General features: G+C 35.8%; 12 protein-coding genes. All 12 read left to right on the forward strand.

All coding sequences use genetic code 11. The annotated features are described in order from the left end of the window. The first annotated feature begins 8 nt into the window (after positions 1–8). The 12 genes from E5D58_RS05095 to E5D58_RS05150 all read left to right on the forward strand — a co-directional run bounded on the left by E5D58_RS05095 (position 9) and on the right by E5D58_RS05150 (position 26,002). Entirely contained in the window at positions 9–3,257 is a 3,249-nt protein-coding gene (locus tag E5D58_RS05095) for a family 78 glycoside hydrolase catalytic domain (protein ID WP_168796635.1), read from the forward strand. An 11-nt stretch (positions 3,258–3,268) separates the two neighbouring features. Next, the gene (locus tag E5D58_RS05100) at positions 3,269–4,678 is read left to right on the forward strand and encodes an L-fucose/L-arabinose isomerase family protein (protein ID WP_136480763.1); all 1,410 of its coding nucleotides are present in this window, start codon (positions 3,269–3,271) and stop codon (positions 4,676–4,678) included. Positions 4,679–4,778: 100 nt separating this feature from the next. Continuing rightward, positions 4,779–6,680: a glycoside hydrolase family 88 protein gene (locus tag E5D58_RS05105; RefSeq protein ID WP_136480764.1), complete on the forward strand. Its 1,902-nt coding sequence runs from the start codon at positions 4,779–4,781 to the stop codon at positions 6,678–6,680. Between the two features lie 396 nt (positions 6,681–7,076). Beyond that, positions 7,077–9,461 (forward strand): alpha-L-rhamnosidase-related protein, encoded by a 2,385-nt coding sequence (locus E5D58_RS05110; RefSeq protein ID WP_136480765.1) that lies wholly within the window; start codon positions 7,077–7,079, stop codon positions 9,459–9,461. Positions 9,462–9,570: 109 nt separating this feature from the next. Next, positions 9,571–10,890 carry a BNR-4 repeat-containing protein gene (locus E5D58_RS05115; RefSeq protein WP_168796636.1) on the forward strand — a complete coding sequence of 440 codons (1,320 nt, stop codon included), beginning with the start codon at positions 9,571–9,573 and terminating at the stop codon, positions 10,888–10,890. A gap of 139 nt (positions 10,891–11,029) precedes the next feature. Next, complete coding sequence (locus tag E5D58_RS05120) at positions 11,030–12,148, forward strand: PKD domain-containing protein (protein ID WP_205660297.1); 1,119 nt, start codon at positions 11,030–11,032, stop codon at positions 12,146–12,148. Between the two features lie 38 nt (positions 12,149–12,186). After that, positions 12,187–13,350, forward strand: coding sequence for a glycoside hydrolase family 88 protein (locus tag E5D58_RS05125; protein WP_136480767.1), 1,164 nt, complete (start codon positions 12,187–12,189; stop codon positions 13,348–13,350). A 64-nt stretch (positions 13,351–13,414) separates the two neighbouring features. Then, complete coding sequence (locus E5D58_RS05130) at positions 13,415–16,162, forward strand: alpha-L-rhamnosidase (protein WP_136480768.1); 2,748 nt, start codon at positions 13,415–13,417, stop codon at positions 16,160–16,162. Positions 16,163–16,267: 105 nt separating this feature from the next. Beyond that, positions 16,268–19,462 carry a glycosyl hydrolase gene (locus tag E5D58_RS05135; RefSeq protein WP_235835845.1) on the forward strand — a complete coding sequence of 1,065 codons (3,195 nt, stop codon included), beginning with the start codon at positions 16,268–16,270 and terminating at the stop codon, positions 19,460–19,462. Positions 19,463–19,555: 93 nt separating this feature from the next. Continuing rightward, positions 19,556–21,001 (forward strand): sulfatase, encoded by a 1,446-nt coding sequence (locus E5D58_RS05140; protein ID WP_136480770.1) that lies wholly within the window; start codon positions 19,556–19,558, stop codon positions 20,999–21,001. Positions 21,002–21,021: 20 nt separating this feature from the next. Continuing rightward, positions 21,022–22,467 (forward strand): arylsulfatase, encoded by a 1,446-nt coding sequence (locus tag E5D58_RS05145; protein ID WP_136480771.1) that lies wholly within the window; start codon positions 21,022–21,024, stop codon positions 22,465–22,467. Between the two features lie 19 nt (positions 22,468–22,486). Next, a complete protein-coding gene (locus E5D58_RS05150; protein ID WP_136480772.1) occupies positions 22,487–26,002 on the forward strand; it encodes a glycosyl hydrolase in 3,516 nt (1,171 codons plus the stop codon). Positions 26,003–26,039 lie beyond the last annotated feature (37 nt).

Raw genomic sequence — 26,039 nt, forward strand, 5'->3', positions numbered from 1 at the left:
GTGTTATAATGAAGCATCTAAGGAATTTTGGAACATATCTAATCATTGTATTGGTTATTAATCTGTTTAGCAGTTGTAATACTAAACCTTCCGAAGTAAAGGTTACAGATCTGAAATGTGAATATAAATCGAACCCTTTGGGAATCGATAATGCTACACCAAGGTTAAGTTGGAAGCTCTTTGAGGATACACAAACAAGAGGGCAGAAACAAACCGGCTATCAAATTTTAGTATCAAGCACTTTAAAAAATTTGGAAAGCAATAATGCCGATGTTTGGGATTCTGGAAAAATTGACTCCAACCAATCGGTAAATGTTGGCTATCAAGGAAATACATTAGCATCGGCAAAACAATACTTCTGGAAAGTAAAAATTTGGGATATGGATGAAGTCGCTTCAAACTGGAGTGAACCCACTACGTTTTCAATGGGCTTATTAAACCAATCTGATTGGAAAGGCGATTGGATTATGAAACCCGACCAAAAAAAGACAGATCATAATTGGTACAGAAAGAATTTTGAATTAAAAGAAAATCCGTCTTCCGCATTTGTGTTTGTCGGCTCTTTCGGGTATCACGAATTGTATGTAAATGGTGAAAAAATTACAGATAATGTGTTGAACCCTGTGTCTTCATATATGAAAAAACGAATTCCTTATTTAACCTATGATGTGTCCGATAAATTGAAAAAAGGCGATAACGTCATTGCTATATGGCATGCTGCAGGTTGGTCTAGATGGCGACGCATTAGGGAATACCGAAACATTCCATTTGTATTTAAAGCGCAAGCTGAAATTGTTGTTGGAGATGAGAATATCACTCTAAAAACGGATACCTCTTGGAAAACCAAAAAAAGCCATTCAGAATATTATGGCGATTGGGATATTTTACGTTTTGGTGGTGAAACAATAGACGATAGAAAAAGAGAGGACGATTGGCATACTCCAAGTTATGATGATAGCAATTGGATAAATGCAACCGTTTACAATCACGAAGAATTGAATGCTAAAATTCCAGAAGGGAATAATATTAGTTTTGCTTTGAATAGCAATAAAAGCAGGGAGGTACGGGCAATATATGGGCCTATAATGGCTCAATTAAGTACGCAAATTGTAGAGCCCCAGATTAGGTTTGAAGAAATAGAGCCTATTGCTATTAGAAAAAACAAACACAATAACTATCGCATAGATATGGGGAGAAATTATACTGGATTTTTTGAGATGAACCTTAAAAACGGTGTTGAAGGCGATTCTATTTTGTTTGAAATAAGTGATCAAAAAGGCGTAGTGATGAACTGGAATCAAAAGAGCAAATATATTTTTGGGCAATCTGGAAAGGGTAAATTTACCAACCGATTTAATGTGGCGGGAGGACGATGGGTAACCGTATATGGTTTAAAATATGAACCAAAAATAGCAGATGTAAAAGGTTATGTGGTTACTAATGATAGGAAGCAAATTAGTCAATTTGAATCTTCAGATTCTCTATTAAATCAGATTTATAAAGTAAATCTTGATACCTATTTAGCGAATACTATGGATGGTATTTTAGTAGATTGTCCACATCGTGAGCGAAGAGGTTGGGGAGAAGTAACGGTTGCCGCCATGTATGGTGATGCACTGCCTAATTTTGAAAGTGGCGCCTATATGGATCAATATTTACAATTTACGCGAGACGCACAATTATCAGATGGGCAAATACGTGCTGTAGTTAACGAAGAAGATCGCCCATTTTTAATGTGGAAGGCTAATAGTCCTTTAACCGTTTGGGAAACCTATAGAATGTTGGGTGATAAAAAGGTGTTAGAAGACAATTATGTATCCATGCAAAAATGGATGAATTGGTTGTTTGAGCATTCCAATTTTAGTCACGGAGGCGCTCTAAAAGTTGGTGAACGCGGTAAGCGAGAAATGCCTGGGTTGGGCGATTGGTGTACGCCACGTGGTAATTTCTGGACAAGCAGTAATTCTCCTGGAGCAGCCCACTTTAATAATTGTTTATATGCCTATATGTTGCAATGTGCCAAGGGAATAGCTAAAGCTTTGGGTAAAACGGAAGATGAAAAGGCATATGCCAAGCGATTAGAGGTACAACAAAAAGCAACACACGTCTTGTCTTACAATCCAGAAACAGGCCAGTATTTAGATGGCATTCAAGTTAATCAAGCCTTTGCTTTATTATCCGGTGTAACACCAGAAGCAGAGCAACAAAAAGTGACCAATCAGTTGGCGGATAATATGCTGTATAAATTTCCGTATTACGATACCGGAAGTTCAGGTCAAGCCCTTTATACACGCTATTTTATAGAATCGGGAGAACGTATGGATTTGGTTTACGAGTTGTTAAAAGATAAACATCACCCAAGCTATGGATACTTTTTAGAACAAGGGCATACCACATGGCCAGAACGTTGGTCTGCCGTTGGTAATAGTCAAATACACACCTGTTACACAGGTATTGGTGGCTATTTCATTAAAGGTTTTGGTGGTATTAGACCCAATCCAGAACAACCTGGTATGCAACATATGCTTATTAAACCTACTGTTGTAGGCGATTTAAAATTCGCAAATACCGAATACAAATCCATGTATGGTAATGTGATTGTGAATTGGGAAAAACAGGATAACGAGGCTTCGTTTCATATTGAAATTCCAGTAAACACTTCGGCTAAAGTCTATTTACCAGCAAAGGATAAAAATGATATTTATGAAGGCGAACAACTAGCTGAAACATCTAAAGGTGTTGAATATGTTGGTTCAGAAAAAAATGAAGCGGTTGGTAATTACATAATATACAATGTAGCCTCAGGTATTTATGATTTTAAAGTGAATGCCTTACCAAAAACAGAAGTTCCAGACCCTATAAATCCATCACAAAATTTAGCAACCATTGGTAGGATGAATGCCTCATCCATGTTTATTAAAACCGAAAAATTACCAGGATTTGAAGCCTTCAAAGCTAATGATGACAATGAAGAAACCCGATGGCTAGCAAATGGTAACACGGATCAATATTTAGAGGTAGAATGGGTGAAGCCACAAACGTTTAGCAAAGTAGTTATTGATGAACATGGGGCCCATATTTCAAAGTATAACATTGCATATTTTAAAAATGACGAATGGGTTATTTTGACTAATGGCTCAGAATGTGGTGCTAATAAAGAACATGTTTTTGAGGCGGTAACTTCTAATAAGTGTAGAATATTCATGGAAGAAGCAGGTAAAGCACCATCAATTAAAGAAATAAAGATTTATAATTAAACATTAGCAATATGAAAGTAGGATTGTTTGGTATCGGATTAGATACCTATTGGCCTCAGTTTGAAGGTTTATTAGAGCGATTAGAAGGTTACCAACAACAAATCGCAGATAAAATGGAAGGCTTTGGAGCCGAAGTTATAAACGTAGGTCTGGTTGACTCTCCAGTAGTAGCTCGAGAAAAAGCACAGGTCTTAAAAACTGAAGATGTAGATATATTATTTCTGTATGTATCTACTTATGCATTGTCGTCAACAATATTACCTGTGGTTCAAAAAGTGAAATGTCCGGTTATTATATTAAACATTCAACCTGTAGCCGCTATCGACTATAAAAGCTTCAATAAACTTGGCGATCGAGGTAAGATGACAGGGGAGTGGTTGGCACATTGTCAGGCGTGTTCTGTGCCTGAATTTGCCAATGTACTTAATCGTTCAGGTATTGATTATGAATTTGTTACTGGTTATTTGGATGAACCTGCCGTTTGGGAAGAGATTCAAGACTGGATTGATGCCGCTAAGGTAGCAGCTATAATGCGTAATAATAGATTGGGCGTTTTAGGACATTATTACTGCGGTATGCTTGATGTTTATTCAGATTTAACCAAACAATCGTCGGCCTTTGGGACTCATATAGAAATTGTTGAAATGTGTGAAGTGAAAAAATACCGCGATGCAGTTACTGAGCAAGAGGTTGAAGAAAAAATTACCGAATTTAGAAACACTTTTGAAGTTATTGATGCCTGTGAACAATCTGAACTAGTGCGTGCCGCAAAAACATCAATCGCTTTAGATAAATTGGTTGAAAACCATAATTTGGGTTCCATGGCCTATTACTATGAAGGCGAAACAGCCAATGAATATGAAAATATAGTTACTTCGGTTATTGCAGGAAATACGTTGTTGACAGGAAAAAATATTCCCGTAGCTGGTGAGTATGAAGTGAAAAATGCTCAAGCCATGAAAATTATGGATGCCTTTGGGGTAGGAGGGTCATTCTCTGAGTTTTATGCCATGGATTTTAATGATGATATCGTCATGTTAGGGCATGATGGTCCTGCACATTTTGCTATTGCTAAAGGAAAGGTACAGTTAGTACCCCTGCCTGTTTATCATGGGAAACCCGGAAAAGGCTTATCTATTCAAATGACAGTGCAACATGGTCCGGTAACCTTATTATCTGTTGTAGAAGGTAAAGATGATGTGTTTTTATTAGTCGCAGAAGGTGAGTCGGTTGAAGGGCCAGTATTGCATATAGGTAATACAAACAGCCGTTACCGTTTTTCCATTGGAGCACGCGCTTTTATGAACGAATGGTCTAAACAAGGACCATCCCATCATTGTGCCATTGGTGTGGGTCATATCGCCAATAAGATTGAAAAATTAGGAAATCTGCTCGATTTACGAGTAGTTCGGATTTGTTAGGGTTTTAAAATCAATCATGATATTACAGGATAGTTTAAACTTAAACTTTGGTTAATTTCTCAGACACAAACCAAACAAGAGTAATAAACACCAAAAACTAATGTCAACAAAACTAAATACAACTCAATTTTTAAAAAATGTAACAGCAATTTTATTCGTAACTCTTAGCGCTTCAGCTTTTTCACAGGGGTATCAAGCATCTTCGGACAACAGCGATGCCGAATTACAACTTACAAAAAACGGCAAACAATTACTAGTAGATGCCTATATTCCAAAGGGAATCACAGAATTCGAAATTAGAATTGAGTCGGATAGAAATGACCCCCTCTCTAGTGCGCGAGAAATTTACCAAAATGACCCAAATCCAGAAGCAAGGGCTCAGGGGTTTCAAAAATCTTCTTTAGACGTAAGATACCCGGTGGTAGATGTTGAATTAGAACTAGGTATGGATGGCGTTTGTGTTTTTGAGGAAGAGCCCGACGGTAGCTATATTTTCGGAGGGCCTTTTTTTAGGGACAGTTTACCTTTAAAAAAAGAAATTAAACTACCATCACACCAATTGGAGTATTGGGAAAACTCGTTGATGCTTGATCATAAGACGCCAAAAATTGAGAAAGTATATTTACGAAAAACCTATCCCGTTATACTCAGAGAATTTAGGCATACGTATACACTTTTGTCAGAAGATTGGTCAGGAAAAGTGAGCGTTTATATTTACAACAATAACACAGCAACAGAAATAGCTTCTGTGCGTATAGCCCATGAACCTGTGGTATTGCAAAAAGCTGATGAAGTTGAACAAATGAAGGGTGGCCCAGTATCTAGAGAGCGACTCATCGCAGCATTAGATTTGGTCATTGCCGATGGTTTGCGCAGACAAAACAATAATATATCCAGTCCCACTTATGGTAGCCTCTTCGCATTTTATGATATCGAAGCCAAATTGCACCGAACAACTTATTGGAATTGGGCGAGTACCCAGTATGTGAAAATGGTACTTGATGCTATAAAGGTGCAAGAAATCCAAAAATTATACAATACCCAAGATTTGATTGAGTCTGCAGACAAAATAGGGCGTAATATTATAAAATATCAATTAAAAGAGGAAGGGCATCCAAGTGATGGGTCATTTTTGGTTATATGGATGCGTCGATTCCATGGCTATTCAAAATGGATTGGTACTTCAGATTCAGGTGTCATGATTCGATGGGCATTGATGCCTTTATTTCAAGCAACAGGGGATAGCACCTATTTAGAGGCTTCAAAATATTGGTGCCTTAAAAAAGATGCCATACTCGATAAATATGATGTTTTACCGCACTTTTATCGTTACGATGATGATATTTTCAATGCAAAAATTCTAGATGAGACTGGGTGGGATCCGGAAGGCCATGCTGCGCTTTATGAGGTAACAGGAGACGAACGATTTCGAGAAAGTGGAAAAAAATTTATGGATAAACATATGAAGGTTTTTCAAAGGGAGGATGGTTTATGGCATAGAGCCTATAATTGGACAACAAAGGAGACTATTGAAACCATGCGAATGACGCGCGGTTCAGGTTGGGCGATGGAAGGCTTATTAGCCATGAACAGAATGTATCCCGATACGATTTACTTAGAGTATGCCGAAAAAATGGCTAAGCATCTTCAGGAAAACCAGAATGCCGATGGTTCTTGGTCATTTATATTTATTAAAGACCCAAAGGAAGAAAGCATTTCAGAAAAAGGTACTGCACTCTGGAGTTTGTTATTTTATCAGCTGTATGAAGCTACAGGTAAAAAAGAATATCTAAAAACAGCCCGCAAGGCCTTGTCATGGTGTTTAGAGAACCAATATACAGGTCCCGATCCTGAGGCAGTAGGCGGTTTGGTAGGTAGCACGTCTCATTCTATGGTCGGTATTCGGGAGTACTTTCCGTCAAGTTGTGCATATACCACTGGTTTTTTTGGTTTGGCGATTTTAGAAGAATTAAAAGTGTTGGATGAAGACGGAGGCAAATAATTATACAAGTAAGATTTCATTTGGTTAGTAAGCCATTCAATTTACGTTAATATTTGAAAAGCTTTTGATTTCAAAAAAAGCCGTTACAAGAAAATGGAAATTCTAAAGTTTTATGGTTGTGGCCTGTTTAAAATTAGGACAGATAAAATCTAATTTGAATGTAAAGAATAGCCCTAAGGCACGTTTAAAATTTGGTTTTTCATCCTTTTTCCTAAATAATCTCATTCATATTGAGGATAGGAAGTTATTATACTTCTTGATTAATTCTGAAAACCGTAATAAAAAGTGCATTTTTTACAGGATATCATGACATTACAGGATAATTATCATGGAAGCAATACGTAATTTTCAGTTTCCTTTAAAAGTTAAATTCATCCAATAACAGACCTATATCTAATGTTAATCAAATATCTTCAAAATCAATGTTTAACAAACATTTTTAAACTCCTTATTTTAATTATCAGTACAGCAACATTTGCCACGAATCCTAATTGGGGAAATGCCCAATGGATTTGGCAACAAGAAGACAGTCCCTCCAATACATGGATGAGTTTTAGAAAGACGGTAACATTAGAAGAAATACCAGAAAATGTTGAAGCTCATATATCGGTTGATAGTAAATTCTGGTTATGGATAAACGGTGAAATGGTAATTTTTGAAGGCGGCTTATCTCGTGGTCCAAGTCAGGCTGGAGCATGGAATCGCAAAGATAAAATAACACCTGCCAACTCTTGGTACGAAGCTTTAAACATTCAGCCTTATTTAAGAAAAGGTGAAAACACCATAGCTATATTAGTTTGGTTTTGGGGACGTGAAACCCATAAGGGAACCCACATTGACAGTGGAAATGGCGGTTTGTTATTCTCTTCAGAAATAGGAAATCAACAATTGGTTTCAGATAGCAGTTGGAAGGTTTTGCAACATCCAGGTTATGATAACACCATAGAACCAGCTAGTAAGTCCCTAGTACAATACTCAGTGAAATTTAATGCACAAAAAGCCTTAAACGACTGGACAGACAAAGCTTGGTACAAACAAGATTTTAACGATGCCAATTGGGCAAATGCTTCAGAAAAAGGTCAATTAGGTGTAGCACCTTGGTACAATGTTGAAAAAAATATAGTACCTCATTTAATCAATCATGGTTTACAGAATTATGCCAATCATGAAGATTTAGAATTCCCGTTTGTTAGTCAAGGTACAACCATTATAGCGAGATTGCCGTTCAATAAGCAAGTAACACCATATCTGGAAATTGAAGCAAAAGCAGGCGATAGTATTTTTATTAGCACAGATAACAATAGAAATAAAATTAACGCCACTTATATTGCCAAGGATGGACTTCAAAAGTTTGAAAGTTACTCATGGTTTAACGGTCATGAAGTGCAATATACCATTCCTGCAGGCGTAAAAGTAAACGCCTTAAAATACCGTTGGATGAGTGTTGGGGAAATGGCTGGTAGTTTTAAGATAGACGACCCATTTTACAACCGTTTATGGGATATGGGGAACAATACCCTATTTGTTTGTGCTCGCGATAATTTTATGGATTGTCCAGACCGCGAACGTGCGTTGTGGATAGGCGATGTGGCAGACCAAACAGGATATTTATTCTATGCTATGGATGATGCTGGACGTCAGCTCTTAAAAAAAGCTATTTTACAGACTGTATATTTTAGTCAAGATGATGTCATTGGGGCTTTAGGTCCGCTTCGTGTTAGAGAGTTAGTGTGCCAAAGTTTACAGTTTATAGCTCAGGTAGTTTGGCCTTATTATTTAAATACTGGCGATAAAGAAACCCTTGAAATTGCTTACCCTTATTTGTACCGCTATTTAGACTTATTTCCTATGAAAGAAAACGGTCTTCCAGAATATAGAAAAGGAAAAAGTCCTGATACCTGGAATTGGCTTGATTGGGGTGTAAAAGGCACTATTGATCAAGAACCCATTCAAATGGCTTTCTATTATTTGGCCTTACGAGAAGCTAAAAAAATGGCTGTGGTTTTGGGTAATGATGAGCACATTAAATGGTATGATAAGCGCATGACTTCTATGAAAGCAGCATATGACGAAGCGTATTGGAAAGATGGTTTTTATAGTACCAATCCTGAAAATCTGAAAGATGACCGCGCGAATGCTATTGCTATTATTTCAGGAATTGCAAACCCTGATTATTACGATCAAATAGTAGATAATGTTTTAATTTCAAACCGTTTTTCTAGTCCACATTTTGAGTGGATGGCTGAAGAGGCCATGTTTATTGCAGGTCGCCCAAAAGCTTCCTTGCAACGTATGAAAGAGATGTATCAAAGTCAGGTAGACCAAGAAGGCATGACTACCCTTTATGAAAAATTTGGAAACAAAGGAAGTTATAATCATGCTTGGAATGGGTCTAACACCATATTGTCAAAATATGTTGCCGGCGTTGAGCCAACTCAGTTAGCTTGGAGCGAATTTCAAATTATGCCAACATTGGTACATTTCAAATCAATTGAAAAGACCATTCCAACGGTAAAAGGAGATATTGTTATTCAAATGCACAAAAGCGAGAATACCTATGAATTAGGTTTAGAATCTCCAGAACAAACATCGGCTATTATTGGGATTCCAAAATCTGAAAAACGAATTGGTTCTGTTGAAGTCAACGGAAAAACCGTTTGGAAGAATGGAAAATCAAAAAAGAAACTTTCGGGATTAGAATTTGTTGAAGAAGATGAGCAATTTTTGAAGTTTAAGGTTGCTTCTGGTAAATGGGAAGCATTAGCAATATACAAGAAGTAATCCTTAGCTAATTTAATTTGTAATCTTTTGAATACTGAAGTGAAATAATCTTAATAAATCAATGAGATTTTATTTTTCAATCTTTTTATTACTATTTACAACATCCTATATGTCTTGTCAGTCAGAACCAGAACATGTAGATTACTTCGCTAACAATGCTTTTGGAAATCCCATTGTGGGTAATGCCGGTGAGTATTACAAAGGTGTAACCTATATAACCTATCAAGGGGAAAAGGAAGATCCTTTTGTAGCGGCTTATAATCATGCTGAAAAAAAATGGATTGGTCCTTTTAAAGCAGGAACAAGTGTATTGGGTAAAAAGCCCGGAAAAAAGATCGATAATCACGGTAAACCAACATTGATTTTAGATAACGAGGGCTATATTCATGTGGTTTTTGGTGGTCATGGCGGATCTAGAGCCTTAGGTGAAAATGCATTGGGCAATTATAATGGCGGGAAACAAATTCACGTTAAAACTAAAAATCCATTGGATATTAGTTCTTGGGAAGAAGTAGACAATATTTCGCCATTTGGCACTTACAGTCAGTTTTTAAAGATGGCTAATGGCGACATCTATTTGTTTTATCGTCATGGTGCCCACCGAAGTAATTGGGTATATCAAGTTACTAAAGATAACGGCATCACATTTTCGCCGCCGGTTTCGTTTTTAAAGACGAAACCTGTTGAAGATTCAACCATGACAAACACCTATGATTCCTGGTATACCGATTTAAAGATCGGTAACTCAAATGAAATTCTGGTATCATACAATTATCATTTATGCCGAAGTATAAATAATGTGCATATTGGAGAACGACACCATTGTTATTTTATGGTTTTTGATACTGCCAAGAATGAATGGCGAAATATAAAAGAAGAGACATTAAAGATTCCACTTACCAAAGAATATGCCGATAAAATGACCTTAGCCGTGAACACCGGAAGTCGATGGAATCATATAGGTAGCATAGGTTTAAGCCATGATGGTTTTCCAATTATAAGTTGGTATGAAGGCGCAGATAATAAAACCAGACACGGTGCGCCTAAGCAATTGGTTAACTACCAATGGGATGGATCAAAATGGATTGGTGGTAATACCAATTTACCAGTGGAAGCCAGAGGAGAAATGTACATTGATGAAGATAATAACCTAGGCTATTTATTGGATTCTAATAATAACACTGAAGGTGAACTTGCCTGGTGGAAAAGTTATAAAAGTCTGAACCAATTTGATAAAACACAGGCGTTATATAGTCATGAAGGATCAAAATTCCTGATGTCAAATTTTACAAGAAATGCCCATGATGATGCGCGCATCCTGGTTACTCAAAAAATAAAAGGCACACCATATTCCAGAATTTATCTTTTAGGAGAAAATGGACCTATAACCAGAATTAAAAACGAGGCAATTACAATAAAGTTAGATTAGTTTAATCGTCTTGAAATGAAAGAATTAAATAAATACATCAAGTAATATAAAATTATGAGAAACAAGAGAATTATTCTAGTAATATTTTTAGTTGTGAATTCATTGCTTTCTAATGCACAGCATAAAAAGAAGCATTACTATGAATAAAAGAATTAAATTTAATAAAAAAAACATGATCCGTTTACTTTTTTGTTTTCTGGTGATTATAGCTTTTGGTATGCCACAATCTTATGCCCAATCCAATCGTGATACGATTTACCCAATTTTTCAATTTCCACAACACAAAATGCCTAGAATAGATGGTGACTTTTCCGATTGGAATTTAGTGCCAAATACCTATGCCATTGGTTTAGACCAAATGAAAGAAGCTATTAACGGCATTGGCTTTAACCTTGATGCGACCGATTTAGATATTACCGTTAAAGTAGGGTGGGTAAAAGACCTAAACCGTTTATACTTTTATGTAGAAGTGTTTGATGATTTCTGGGATTTTGAACAATTAGATATCAAACAAGACATTTTTGAATTGGTAGTAGATGCCGATGTTTCTGGTGGTAATTTTATAAAAAAGTGGAACGCGAATAAAAAGAGGATTCCTATAGAAGAATTACATTTTAGAGGACACGGGTCGCATGCGCAAAATTACCATGTTTTTATACCTGCTGTAAATAAAGACTGGGCTATGGTTTGGGGAAATACCCCTTGGATTAAAGACTTTCCGTATGCTAACGCCGCTTACGAGCATGATTTAGAACAAGGTAAATCAGGCCTCCTTAAAATGGAGTTTTGGATAACACCATTCGACCACGCATCTATTGAGGGTATAAACCGTTCTGCTGTTTCAGATTTAAAAGAAAATGAAATAATTGCGATGTCATGGAGTGTTATTGATTATGATAATGATAATAAAGAAAGAAAGGATTTTACAAGTCTTTCACATGATATAGATATGATTCATGATGGCGATTTTATGAATGCTTTTAGATTAATGCCATTGATTAAGGAATTAGAACCAGAGCTTCAAGCCAATTGGTCTTTTGTTGAGGTGGATAGAGATAGGCGTGTTTTCGCCTTCAAAGATGAATCGCTAGGTAAGGTTGAAAAGTGGACTTGGGATTTTGGAGATGGAACAACTTCTAATGAGCCAAACCCTGTACATCGATATAAAACTGCAGACCATTGGACGGTTGTGCTTACTGTTGAAAGTAAAGGAGGTAAATCGATACGCTCAAAAGTTTGGGATGTGGTCACAAAATAAGTTTTGTTGCCTTTTATAATATTGAATTAAAAAATAAAATGAAGAAATTAATTATTTCCTTATTGGTTGTCGCAGGATTAATCGCATGTAAAAGTCCTGATTTCGCTGTCGATTCAGCCATAGAAAAAGCTGAAAAACAATTTACGGTATTATTAGATTCATCTTATGCTGAAAATAAAATACCAAGAAGTCTTGATGAGCATGGAGAAATAGATTGGGCAAAACGAAAAATGGATTGGACACAAGGGTTCTTTCCTGGTTCTTGTTGGAAATTATATGAGCATACTCAAGATGCAAAATGGAAAGAAGGCGCACACCATTTTCAGAATCTATTTATTGATGCTAAAGATATCAATACAACCCACGATTTGGGCTTTATGTTTTATTGTTCTTTTGGAGAGGGTTATAAATTAACCAAAAACGAAGCCTATAAACAAGTGGTTATTGATGCTTCAGAATCCTTAATATCTAGATATGACTCCATAGTCGGCTGCATTAAAAGTTGGGATTTTGGTAAAGATAGATGGACGTTTCCTGTAATTATAGACAATATGTTGAATTTAGAAATGCTATTTGAAGCTTCAATTTTAACTGGAAATGATAAATACAAAAATATAGCTATTAATCACGCCAATACAACACTAAAAAATCATTTCAGAGCTAATTACAGTACTTGGCACGTAGTAGATTATAATCCAGAAGATGGGTCTGTATTCAAAAAATTAACGCACCAAGGTTTACATAATGAAAGCAGTTGGGCAAGAGGTCAATCTTGGGCTTTATACGGGTATACCATGTGTTACCGTTACACCAAAAACCCTGCGTATTTAGAACAAGCAAAACAGGTGGCAACATTTATCCCTAAAAATTTACCAGAAGATTTTGTACCAATTTGGGATTTTGATGTAAAAGACGAAGCCATTATGTATAAAGACGCGTCTGCTGCTGCTGTTTATGCTTCAGCATATTTAGAGCTCTATACATACACTAAAAATACAGAGTATAAAGATTTGGCAGAAAATATTTTGAAGTCTTTAAGCTCTGATAACTACTTTTCTGAATTTGGTAAAAATGGCGGATTTATATTAGAACATAGTGTTGGTAATTTTCCTAGAAATGGAGAGATTGATGTGCCTATCAATTATGCAGATTACTATTATTTGGAAGCGCTTTTGCGCTTAAAACGTATTATTGAACAATAAAGAAGGTATTATCAAAAGAGCTAATATTCATGAACATTTTAAATACATAATAGCATAGAAACCTATGAAAATTAACATCATATTCATAGCACTTTTGCAATGTATACTCTTAAATTGTATTGGAACACTAAAAAATACAGAACAAGCTCCGGAGGAGTTGCGAGTTTCTGAAGGATTCCAAAATCCTTTAGGTTTTTATGATGTTACACCTTCATTTTCGTGGAAATTATCCCAAAACATTAAAAAGCAAACAGCATATACTATTGTTGTAGCTTCAAAACCTGAATTATTACCAAATCAACCAGATATTTGGAATTCAGGTAAGGTCACCTCAAATCAATCTGCTTTTGTAAAATACGAAGGGACACCCTTTAAATCAAGAGAAAACGTTTTTTGGCAAGTACAGTATTGGGATGAAAATGACAATCCATCAAATTGGAGTGAAACAGCCCAAATTGAAATGGGTTTACTATCTAATACTGATTGGAAAGCCCAATGGATAAAAATTCCAGACCCAGAAGAATGGGAAACTACCCAATATGGTACACGATTATTCAGACCACAATATTTAAGAAACGATTTTAAATTAGATATTGAAGTAAAAAAAGCGCGACTATATATTACTTCAAAAGGCGTGTTTCAAGCACAAATTAATGGACAAAAGATTGGAAATGATGTGCTTACACCAGGTTGGACTCCTTATCATAAACGCATTGAGACACTAACCTATGATGTTACTGAAAATTTACAGAATGATAAAAATTCCATAGGGATTATCCTCGCTGAAGGATGGCATTCAGGAAGATTTGGACCTCGAAGAAGATGGGATACCGTTATTGCGCCTCCTCAAGTGATTTGTCAGTTAGAGATTGAGGATTGTAAAGGAAATGTAAAAACAATAATCTCCGATAAAAATTGGAAAGCAACCAGAAATGGGCCTATTCGAACATCAGGATTGTATGATGGTGAAGTGTATGACGCGAATTATGAAATGCCAAATTGGAGTCAACCTCAATTTGATGATAGTGCTTGGGAACCTGTGGTAACCGAAAATATTGACCCTAAAACCCAACTATTTCCCAAGAAACATCCGGTTATTAAAAACAAACTGAAACTGCAGCCTGTTAAAATAACCAAACAAAATAATGGAGAAGTTTTATTTGATTTTGGTCAAAATATGGTAGGCGTCGTGCAATTAAATTTGCCTGTAAAAAAAGGCGATACCATCATGCTAAGACATGGTGAAATATTGGATGCTAATGGTGAATTGTTTACTAAAAACTTAGGTTCTGCAAAATCCATAGATTATTATATTGCAAAGAATGATAGCATCATTTCATGGCAGCCCAAGTTTACCTTTCACGGATTTCGTTATGTTGAGTTAAGTGGATTTAATTCAATCTTCAAACCTGAAAAATCTTGGGCAACAGGAATAGTACAGTATTCCGATTTTAATATGAAAGGGGAGTTTGAGACATCTCATAACAAGTTAAATCAATTGCATTGCAACATTCAATGGGGATTACGAGGCAATTTTTTTGATGTGCCTTTAGATTGTCCACAACGTAGTGAACGTTTGGGTTGGACAGGTGATGCACAAGTGTTTATACCAACCTCATTATATTTGTCAGACACACACGCGTTTTGGGCGGCATGGTTAAGTAGTATGCGAGAAGAGCAATTTGCTAATGGAGGTATTCCTGTTGTGGTGCCCAATTTTACTGGGAAATTTGCACAGGCAGGTTGGTCGGATGCTTGTACTATAGTACCTTGGGAATTGTATTTCAGAACAGGCGATACAAGTGTTTTAGAGGAAAACTATGGTATGATGAAACATTGGTGTGATTATCATTCTTCAGAATCGAATAATTATATCAGTTATATGTCTACTGTTGGCGATTGGCTGCAACCCTATTCTCAGCAAAAAGACGACAGACGCGGCGATACCCCAAATACATTAATTTCTACTGCGTATTACGCACAATCCGTTAAATTGACTATGAAAGCCGCTGATATTCTAGGTTTAAATGAAGATAAAAAGTATTATGAGCAACTTTTAGACTCAATTTCAAAAGCTTTTGAAAACGAATATTTCAATGATGAAGGTAAAATAAAACAACCTTATAAACCAACACAAACAGGCTATTTATTGGCTTTAGGGTTTGATATTTTATCACAAGAAACAGCAGATAAAGCTATTTATCATTTGTTAAAGGAGATAGAAGCGACCGATAATCATCTAAGAACAGGTTTTATTGGCACACCGTTATTAGCACCAGTTTTAGATAAAACTGGCAACACTGATAAACTATTTGAGATTTTATTCAAAGAAACGTATCCGTCGTGGTTTTACAGCATCAATCAAGGAGCTACCACAATGTGGGAACGTTGGGATGGTTATACGCACGATAATGGTTTTGCAGATAGAGCTTTATCATTTAATCATTATGCCTATGGAGCAATTGGACAATGGATGTACGAGCGCATTGCAGGAATTGCGCCATTGGAAGCAGGCTATAAAAAGATTTTATTTGCGCCTATGCCCCACTTAAAATTGAAAGAGACTTCAGGGAGTTATAAATCACAATATGGAAAAATTAAGTCGTCTTGGAAATTCATTGGAAGTGATTTTGTTTACAATATAAGTGTACCACCAAATTCATTAGCAAAAGTGATATTACCATTATTTATCAAACAACCAAACTTGATGGTCAATGGAAATGAAGTAAAATTTCGAATACATAAAAACTCTTTAATTCTAGATAATTTAGAGAGTGGAGATTATGAGTTAGTTTATTATAATGCTCGGTAAAAAAGTCAATGAACTATTAAGAATAAAAATTTAACTAAATACTAAAAATCAACCATAGAGATGTTTTTAAAAAGAAATACGCAAGTATTGACAGTATTTTCAATAATGATCTTAACAATAGTGTCTTGTAACGATTCAAAGAATTACGACATCATTAAATCAGATTTTGTTACACCTTCCGAAGAAAATATCATTTGGTGTTATTGGTATTGGATAAACGATGATATCTCAAAAGAAGGTATTACCAAAGATTTATTGGCCATGAAAAAAGCAGGTGTTGGTGGTGCACTAATTGGTAATATAAACCCGGCTCATAAAGATGGTAAAGTGCCCATGTTGAGCGAAGATTGGTGGAGCCATATGGTACACGCTGTGGTTGAAGGCAAGCGTATTGGTGTAGATATTGGTATTTTCAATTGTCCTGGTTGGAGTCAAAGTGGTGGGCCATGGGTAGATTATACCAAAGCTATGCGTTATTTAACTTTTAGCGAAACTAAGGTTTCAGGTGGTAAAGCATTAACATTATCATTAAAAAAACCAAAAGAAAAGTTTCAAGATACGCATACTTTCGCGTTTAAATCTTCAGATGTTGAAAAACGAAGTACACAATTTATTCCTACAAAAATCACTTCCAATTGGAGTGACGTTGATGTTAGCATTTTATCTGATGGTATTAAGGAAGCAGATACCAGCTTTGAACCAAAAAAAGGAGAAACTTTAGAAATTAGTTTTGACCTTGCGGAACCCATTACAGCACGTTCTATAACTGTCATTCCAAGTAGGGCTTTTAAGTGTAATATGAGTTTGTTTGCAGTTGTAAATGGTAAGGAAGAACTTATCAAAGAATTTCAATTCGATCGATTCCGAATAACGCCTAATGTAGCGTCTATAGAAACCGGTGATTTTGCAACGGTTTTGCCAGAAACAAAAGCCAGTAAATTTATTCTAAAATGCACCAATTTTAGAGATAGGAGAGGTGGATATGGCTTTGCTGAAATCAACATCTCTGAAGCTCCTGTTTTGGATAAATACATTGAAAAACAATTGGGTAAAATGCATTCTACACCAAAGCCTGATTGGGATACCTACATTTTTGGAAGACAAGAAGCATTGAAAGACATGAGTTTTACGGTTAACCCAGATGAGGTTATCGATTTGAGTGATAAATTAGATGAAAATGGTGTGCTTAATTGGGATGCACCAAAGGGGAATTGGACAATTATGCGCATGGGAATGACACCAACAGGTACAAAAAATGCACCGGCTGCTCCTCAAGGTGTAGGTTATGAAATCGATAAAATGAATAGTGGATTCGCACAATATCATTTTGATAATTTTGTAGGAGAGTTTTTAAAACGTATTCCCGAAGAAAGTAAATCTGCTTTTAAATATGTTGTGGCCGATAGTTACGAACAAGGCTCTCAAAACTGGACCGATGGTTATGAAATGAAGTTCAAAGAAAAATTCGGATATGACCCAGTACCGTTTTTACCAGTGCTTTCTGGTAGAATTGTTGGTAGTGTAGAACAATCCGAACGTTTTCTATGGGATTTACGTCGTTCCATCGCCGATGATGTGGCATACGAATATGTAGGAGGTCTTAAAAAAGCAAGCAACAAACATAATTTAGAAACTTGGTTAGAGAATTATGGGCATTGGGGTTTCCCTAGTGAATTTATGATGTATGGTGGCCAATCTGATTTAATTGCTGGTGAGTTTTGGAATGAAGGCACATTGGGTAATATTGAGTGTAAAGCATCTTCTTCTACAGCACATACATATGGTAAACCAATTACTTCTGCTGAAGCATTTACTTCATCTAGAAGAGCCTATTTAAGACATCCTGCAATGCTTAAAAAGCGTGGCGATTGGGCGTTAACTGAAGGTATCAATCATTTTGTATTACACTTGTACATTCAACAACCAGATGATAATAGAAAACCAGGAATGAATGCTTGGTTTGGTACAGAATTCAACCGTCACAACACTTGGTTTAGTCAAGCAGATACGTACTTTGATTATTTACGTCGTTGCCAACATCTATTGCAACAAGGTAAATATGTAGCCGATGTTTGTTATTTTATAGGGGAAGATGCGCCTATTATGACTGGAGGTAGAATACCAGAAATTCCAAAAGGGTATTCGTATGATTATATAAATGCAGAAGTAATTATAGACAGACTTACCGTTAAAGATGGTCGTTTTGTATTGCCCGATGGCATGAGTTATAAAGTGATGGTGTTACCACCTTTTAAAACCATGCGTCCAGAATTATTAACCAAGTTGGAACAGTTAGTTGCACAAGGAGGAACAATTCTAGGACCAAAACCAGAAAAATCACCAAGTTTATCAAATTATCCGACATCTGATAACATAGTAAAAGATTTGGCAAATAAAATGTGGAATGCCAATTATGTTGATAGCAAAATGAAAGCAACCTATGGAAAAGGAAAAATTTGGGATGGCTACGAACTAGCTGACATTTTTTCTGAACTAAACTTAGCTAAAGATATTGATGTTCCCGCAGATACCCCTGTACTTTGGATACATAGAAGCATGCCAGGAATGGATGTTTATTTTATATCAAACCAAAGTGATAAACAGCTAAACATTGCTCCAGTTTTTAGAACCGATAAAAGTTTAAAACCACAATTATGGAATGCTTTAACTGGAGAAATTAGAGATTTACCAGAGTATGAAATGACTTCAACTGGAATTAAAGTGCCATTGCAATTTGAAGGCGCTCAAAGTTGGTTTGTTGTTTTTAGTAAAGAAGTTAAAACAGATAAAGCATCTAATTTTCCAGAATACAAATCGCTAGTTACTTTGGATAAGGATTTTACTGTCGATTTTCAAAATAAAGAGATTGGGCCTAAAGATGTTGTTGAATTCAATGAATTAATAGACTGGTCAACTTCAGATAATGAACAAATAAAATTCTATTCGGGTACAGCAACTTATACCAAAACCTTTACAATTGACGAACTTCCTAAGCATCAAGAAATGTATATCGATTTAGGAAATGTATCAGTAATGGCGAAAGTAAAATTAAATGGAAAAGCTATTGGAGGTGTATGGATGGCGCCTTATCGATTAAACGTTTCAGAAGCCATTAAAACAGGTGAAAACAAACTAGAAATTGAAGTGGTAAACTTATGGCGTAATCAATTGATAAGAGACAAATCGCGTAAAGAAGATGAAAAATACACTTGGATAGTTATCGATAAAATAACACCTGAGTCTCCTTTACAAAAATCAGGATTAATTGGGCCTGTAACTATTGAGTATACGGGTAACTAGAGGGTTTTAGACTTAAAGTAAAAACAGAAATACAATCGAGTATATACCTCGAAAAAAATTAAGACTATCGTACGAAATTTAAAATATACTTGGATGAAATTTAAACAAAGAAGATTTCTTGTCTACTTAATGCTATCTTTTTTTGGAATAGTAAATTGTCAAAAAAAAAGCTTTTCTAAAAAGACAAATGTGCTACTTATTTGTGTGGATGATCTTCGTCCAGAATTAAAGAGTTTTGGAGCAACTTATATTAGCTCACCAAACATTGATGCTCTAGCGGAACAAGGCATTAGATTCCAAAAGCATTTCGTGAATTCTCCAAGTTGTGGACCATCTAGATTCACTTTATTGACCGGACAATTTGGGCCAGCAGGAAATAATGCACTTTTTCAGAGAGCAAAAAAAATAAACGAAGGTATACAGGAAATAGATAGAAGTATGCCAGAGTGGTTCAAATCGCATGGTTACACTACAGTTTCTGTAGGAAAGGTGTCTCATCACCCGGGCGGACGAGGTGGCAAGAATTGGAATGACAGTACTAAAATTGAAATGCCCAATGCTTGGGATAAACATTTAATGCCAGTTTCAGAATGGAAACACCCAAGAGGAATGATGCATGGCTTAGCCAATGGGCAAATTCGAGAAAAATCATCTAATATGGCTGTATATGAGACTGTAGAAGGTGATGATACTATTTATCCAGACGGTGCCATTATGGATGAGGCTACAAAACAATTGAGGGCACTTGCCAGTAATAATAAAAATCCTTTTTTTTTAGCTGTTGGAATTATAAAACCACACTTGCCTTTTGGTGCACCTAAAAAGTACTATGATCAATATAATAGCATGGAGCTTCCAGATATAAAGCATCCTCAAAAACCAAATGGTAAAACTACATGGCATGGTTCGGGTGAATTTATGAAGTACAATCGTTGGGGGAAAAATCCAAACAGTGATGCTAATTTTGCTAATGAAGTACGTCGTCATTATGCTGCTTGTGTAAGTTATGCTGATGCTCAAGTAGGTAAAATTCTGGCAGAGTTAAAAAGAACGGGAGCAGATAAAAACACTATAGTAGTACTTTGGGGAGATCATGGCTGGCACTTAGGTGAACATGCCATTTGGGGAAAACACAGTTTGTTTGAGGAATCGTTACATGCTCCTTTAATCATTTATTATCCAGCAATGAAAAATAAAGGTGCAACTACAAATGCTATTGTAGAAACAGTAGATATTTTTCCAACCTTATGTGATCTAGCTGAAATTGAAATGCCTGAGTATAGTCACGGTGTATCGTTAAAAACAATATTAGAAGCACCAGATACTGATGGTCACAGCGCTATTGCCTACAATAATAAAGCTTCAACTATTCGAACATCAACGCATAGAATGACGCTACATAAAGACGGATTTGTAGAATTATATGATCACACAACAGCAGAAAAAGAAACTAAAAATATTGTTAACGAACATTTAGAATTAGTCAAAAGGTTAAAGGAAGAGTTATATTCTAGGTTAGAGTCATCAAATAAAAAATAGATAAGTTTAATAGCTAAAAAATGAAAACAAAAGCACTATTAAAATTAATGGTCTTGGTTACATTCGTTATAAGTACAACGAGTTGTAAAACAAAAAATGTAGAGGAGCGAAACGAATTAACTAAAAGTAAAGAAGTCGTATCGAAACCTAACATTATTTTTATTCTAGCAGACGATTTGGGTTATGGAGATCTAGGCTTTAACGGTCAAAACAAAATTAAAACCCCAAATATTGATAAGCTAGCTGCAAACGGAATGGTTTTTACCAACCATTACACAGGGTCTTCAGTTTGTGGACCTTCACGTGCAGTGTTAATGACAGGTAAACATACAGGGCATAGTACTGTAAGAGGCAATCCAAGGTGGACCGCAAGTGGTACACCTGTAGATATTAATGCAGAAGACGTTACTGTTGCAGAAGAATTAAAACGCGCAGGTTATACGACAGGAATTGTGGGGAAATGGGGACTTGCAGAAAACTTAACTGATGGTATACCCAACAAACAAGGGTTTGATTATTTCTACGGATTTAACCAACACTCGCCAGCACATCATTATTATCCTGAGAGTATTTTTGAAAATGAAGAAAGATTAGCTTTAAAAGGAAATGATCCAAAAACAAAAAAAGGACAACACATTCATTATTTAATAACTGAAAAAGCTACTGAGTTTATTGACAAAAACCATAAAGAACCGTTCTTTTTGTATTTGTCTTATACGATTCCACATTTCGAATTAACTATTCTAGAAAAAGAAAAAGAGCAATACAAGAATTTGGGTTGGCCAAAACGAAAGATGACACCAGGGCACTATCGTCATGATGAAGATGGTCATATTACCTATGCAGCAATGGTGTCTACAATGGATAGAGATATTGGAAATCTTGTAAAACAACTAGAAAATCTAGGTGTAGCCGATAATACCTTAATTGTTTTTACTAGTGATAACGGACACGAGTATGACGATTTAAAAAATGAGTTTTTTAACAGTAATGGCCATTTCAAAGGGCATAAACGTGATTTGTACGAAGGAGGCATTCATACACCATTTTTAGCCTATTGGCCAAATAAAATTAAAGCAGGTACAAAAACCGACCACATTTCTGCCTTTTGGGACTTTTTGCCAACAGCATGCGAATTGGCAGGTGTAAAACCCACCGATAACATAGATGGAATTTCTTATGCGCCAACACTTTTAGGAAATGACAATAAGCAACAAAAACATAACTATTTGTATTGGGAGTTTAACGAAAGACAGGGGCCTATTCAAGCGGTAAGACAGGATAATTGGAAAGCTGTAAAGTTCGATAAAAAACCTGTTGAATTATATGATTTAAGTAATGATATACGCGAGCAAAATAATATTGCAGAACAGTATCCAGAGAAGGCAAATGAGCTATTACATTTTATCAAATATTCTAGAACAGAACATCCCGAGTTTCCTCTGATGAAGAAGAAACAGAAATAATTACTATTTAAAGTTTTTTATGAGAACTAAATATTCTATTTTAATCGCGATGAGTATTTGCTTTGCAGTGATGATGTTTTTTACGTCATGTATCGAAAATTCAAGCTCTACTAACGCAGAAAGCCTATTTCTTCAACAAAACTTCAAAAATCCACCAGCATCTTCGAAACCACGTACTATGTGGTTTTGGATAAACGGAAATGTAACAAAAGAAGGCATTACAGCCGATCTAGAAGCCATGAAAAACGTTGGTATTCAGGGCGCTTTGATTTTTAATGTGAATTTAGGAAACCCTAAAGGTTTTGCTGATTATTTAAGTACGGCATGGCTAGATTTATTTCATTTTGCAGCCTCTGAAGCCAAACGGTTAAAACTCGAATTGAGTTTTCATAATGGTGCCGGGTGGTCGTCAACAGGTGGACCATCAATCACCCCAGAATATGCGATGCAAGAACTGGTTTTTTCTGAAACCTCACATACCGGAAATAGTACATTTAACGCTAAACTACCTCAGCCTAAAACACACTTAAATTATTATAGAGACATCGCCATTCTTGCTTTTCCTAAACCTAAAAACGACCAGCGTATTGACGAATTAGATACAAAAATACTTTCGCATAAAGTTAGAAACCACCTAACGCCTGATAATAAGAATGTTTCTGATTTGGCAATAGTTAAAAAAGCAGAAATTATCGATTTGACAACAAAGCTTTCGAAAGATGGAGTTTTAAAATGGCAAGCACCTAAAGGCGAATGGACTATTTTACGAATTGGACATACACCAACTGGTGAAAAAAATCGTTTTCCGAGTGATGGCGGACGTGGTTTAGAATGCGATAAAATGAATAAAAAAGCGGTTGATGTTTTTTGGCAAGGTGGCATCCAACCCATTATTAAAAAATTAGATACTTTAATAGGTACTGCTGTCACAAGATGCCATATTGATAGCTACGAGGTAGGTACTACAAACTGGACAGCAAATTTCGCTGAAGAATTTAAAAACCTTCGTTCTTACAACTGTAAAGCATATTTACCTGCATTAGCTGGTTACTATATAGAAAACGGCGAAGAAACGGAACGTTTTCTTTGGGATTTTAGACGCACTATTGGAGATTTAATTGCTAAGAATTATTACGGTTATTTCGGTGAACTTTGCCATAAAAACGGCATGCAATTTTCTACAGAACCCTATTGGGGACCATTTGATAGCATGCAAGTTGGTGCAACTGCAGATATGGTAATGTCAGAGTTTTGGAGTGGTAGTTTGGCCTTTTTTGACTCGCCAAAATTTGTTGCTTCGATTGCCAAATTAAATGGAAGCCCAATTGCCGAAGCAGAATCTTTTACTGGTGTGGGAGGCTGGAACCAACATCCAGGTACACTAAAAGCCATGGGCGATTTGGCCTGGGCGCAAGGTATCAATCGCTTTGTTTTTCACTGTTATGTACACCAACCTTGGAATGTTGGACCTGGATTGACTTTACAGGTTTTTGGAACAGATTTTAACCGTTTAAATACGTGGTGGAATCAGAGCAAACCTTTTGTAAATTATATCAGTAGAGGTCAGTTTTTATTGCAACAAGGTACTTCTGTAGCCGATGTGTTAGTATTTACAGGAGAAGCATCTCCCAATGACGCCTTATTAATGCCAGAAATAAAAAAATTAGGATATGATTATGATGTGATTGGGTCTAACAAGATAAATTCATTAACGGTTAAGGATGGTTTAGTGTGTACATCGGTTGGTGAAAAATATCAAGCTTTGGTGTTACCTTCAAACGAATGGATGACACCAGAAACGGTTACTAAGATTAAAGAACTAGCCAATATAGGAGCACAAATTAGTGGTCCAAAACCAAAAAAATCGCCAAGTCTTGAAAAGTATCCTACTTGCGATGAAAAGGTTGTTGAGTTAGCTGATAATTTATGGAATTCGGGTGTTATTAAAGATAACTCGATTTTAGATGTTTTAAAAAACGGCACATTACCTCCCGATTTTTCTATTGAAGAAGAAAGTCAGGAATCCATAGATTTTATTCACAGAAAAACAGAAGATACCGACATTTATTTTGTAGTAAATTCTAAGAAAGAAAGTCGAGAGTTAGCCTGTCGTTTTCGAGTATCAGGAAAACAACCTGAGCTTTGGAATGCCGAAACCGGAGAAATAACTAAGGCTGCAATATGGCATAAAAATGATGATGGTACTACAACAGTATCAATTTCGTTTGAGCCAGAAGGTTCTGTTTTTGTGGTTTTTAGAAATCCGACACATTCAGATCAACATATTGTAAATGCTGAAATGAAGTTGAAAAATCCAGTAGTAAAGCCCCTTTCAAACTTGAAAATTATCAAAGCAGAATATGGAACATTTTTACCTGATGGCTTGGTTGATGTCACGGAGGTAGTTGCAAACAGGATTCAAAATAATGGATTAAATATACACGCGACTAGAGAACTTTCTATAGGAGATCCTGCCCCAGGTTACAAAAAAGAATTGCGCATTCAATATAAAATAGGAGAAGCGGTCTTCGAAAAAAATGCCATGGAAAGAGAATGGTTAGAAATTGACGCTCCTGCTAGCGGTAAACTAGAAATCTTAAAAGCTGTCTTTGGAAAGTTTACTAGAGGTGTTAATGGCATCCCCCCAAACAAACCAGTTTTTGATGTAACTGAAAAAGTAAAATTAATGGTTGCTTCAGGTGTATATGAAATTCCAGTAAATGATGGTTTCCTTGAAGGAAAAGAAATTAAGACAAAGAAAGCCCTACGCGTTATTTACACAACTAATAATGAAGAGAAAAAGGTTGCTGTTTCCAATGGAGAGATATTAAAATTGACTCAAGCAACATCAGAACCAAAATTAGTATTTGAAGATGATAAAGTGAATTTGGTTACACCCTTTGCGGGAGAAATAAAATACGAATCTTCAAACGGAAAAACCAAAACGTTAAAAGTAAAATCAATACCAGAGCCTATTGATTTATCTAATGATTGGCAAGTAAGCTTCCCGCTAATAAACAAAGATACTTTAGAAACTACATTTAATCAATTGATTTCTTGGTCGGATGCTTTAGAAGAAGATATTCGTTATTTTTCGGGGACAGCTAGCTATAAAAAGGAGTTTCAAATCCCTACAAAACTTATAAAATCGTGTTATTCTTTAGAATTAGATTTAAGTAATGTTAAGGTAATTGCTGAAGTGATTCTTAATGGAGAAAACCTTGGAATTTTATGGAAAACCCCATATAGAATCAATCTTGATGATGCAATATTAAAGGGTACAAATACACTTGAAATAAAAATTACAAACCTTTGGCCAAATAGATTAATTGGAGATGAGCAATTAGCATTAGATTATGAGCGCAAAGGACCACATATAAAACAATGGCCCAAGTGGCTTTTAAACAATACCAATCGACCAACAGAACGTGTAACTCTAGCTGCGTTTAAACATTATAATAAAAACTCAGAACTTTTACCATCTGGTTTAATAGGTCCTGTTAAAATTAGTGTTTCAAAAGTCAAGAAGTTATAGAAAATTAAAACAAAGTTTATTGAAGTTAATTTAAGCT

The organism is Cognatitamlana onchidii (assembly GCF_004804355.1).
Lineage (GTDB): Bacteria > Bacteroidota > Bacteroidia > Flavobacteriales > Flavobacteriaceae > Cognatitamlana > Cognatitamlana onchidii.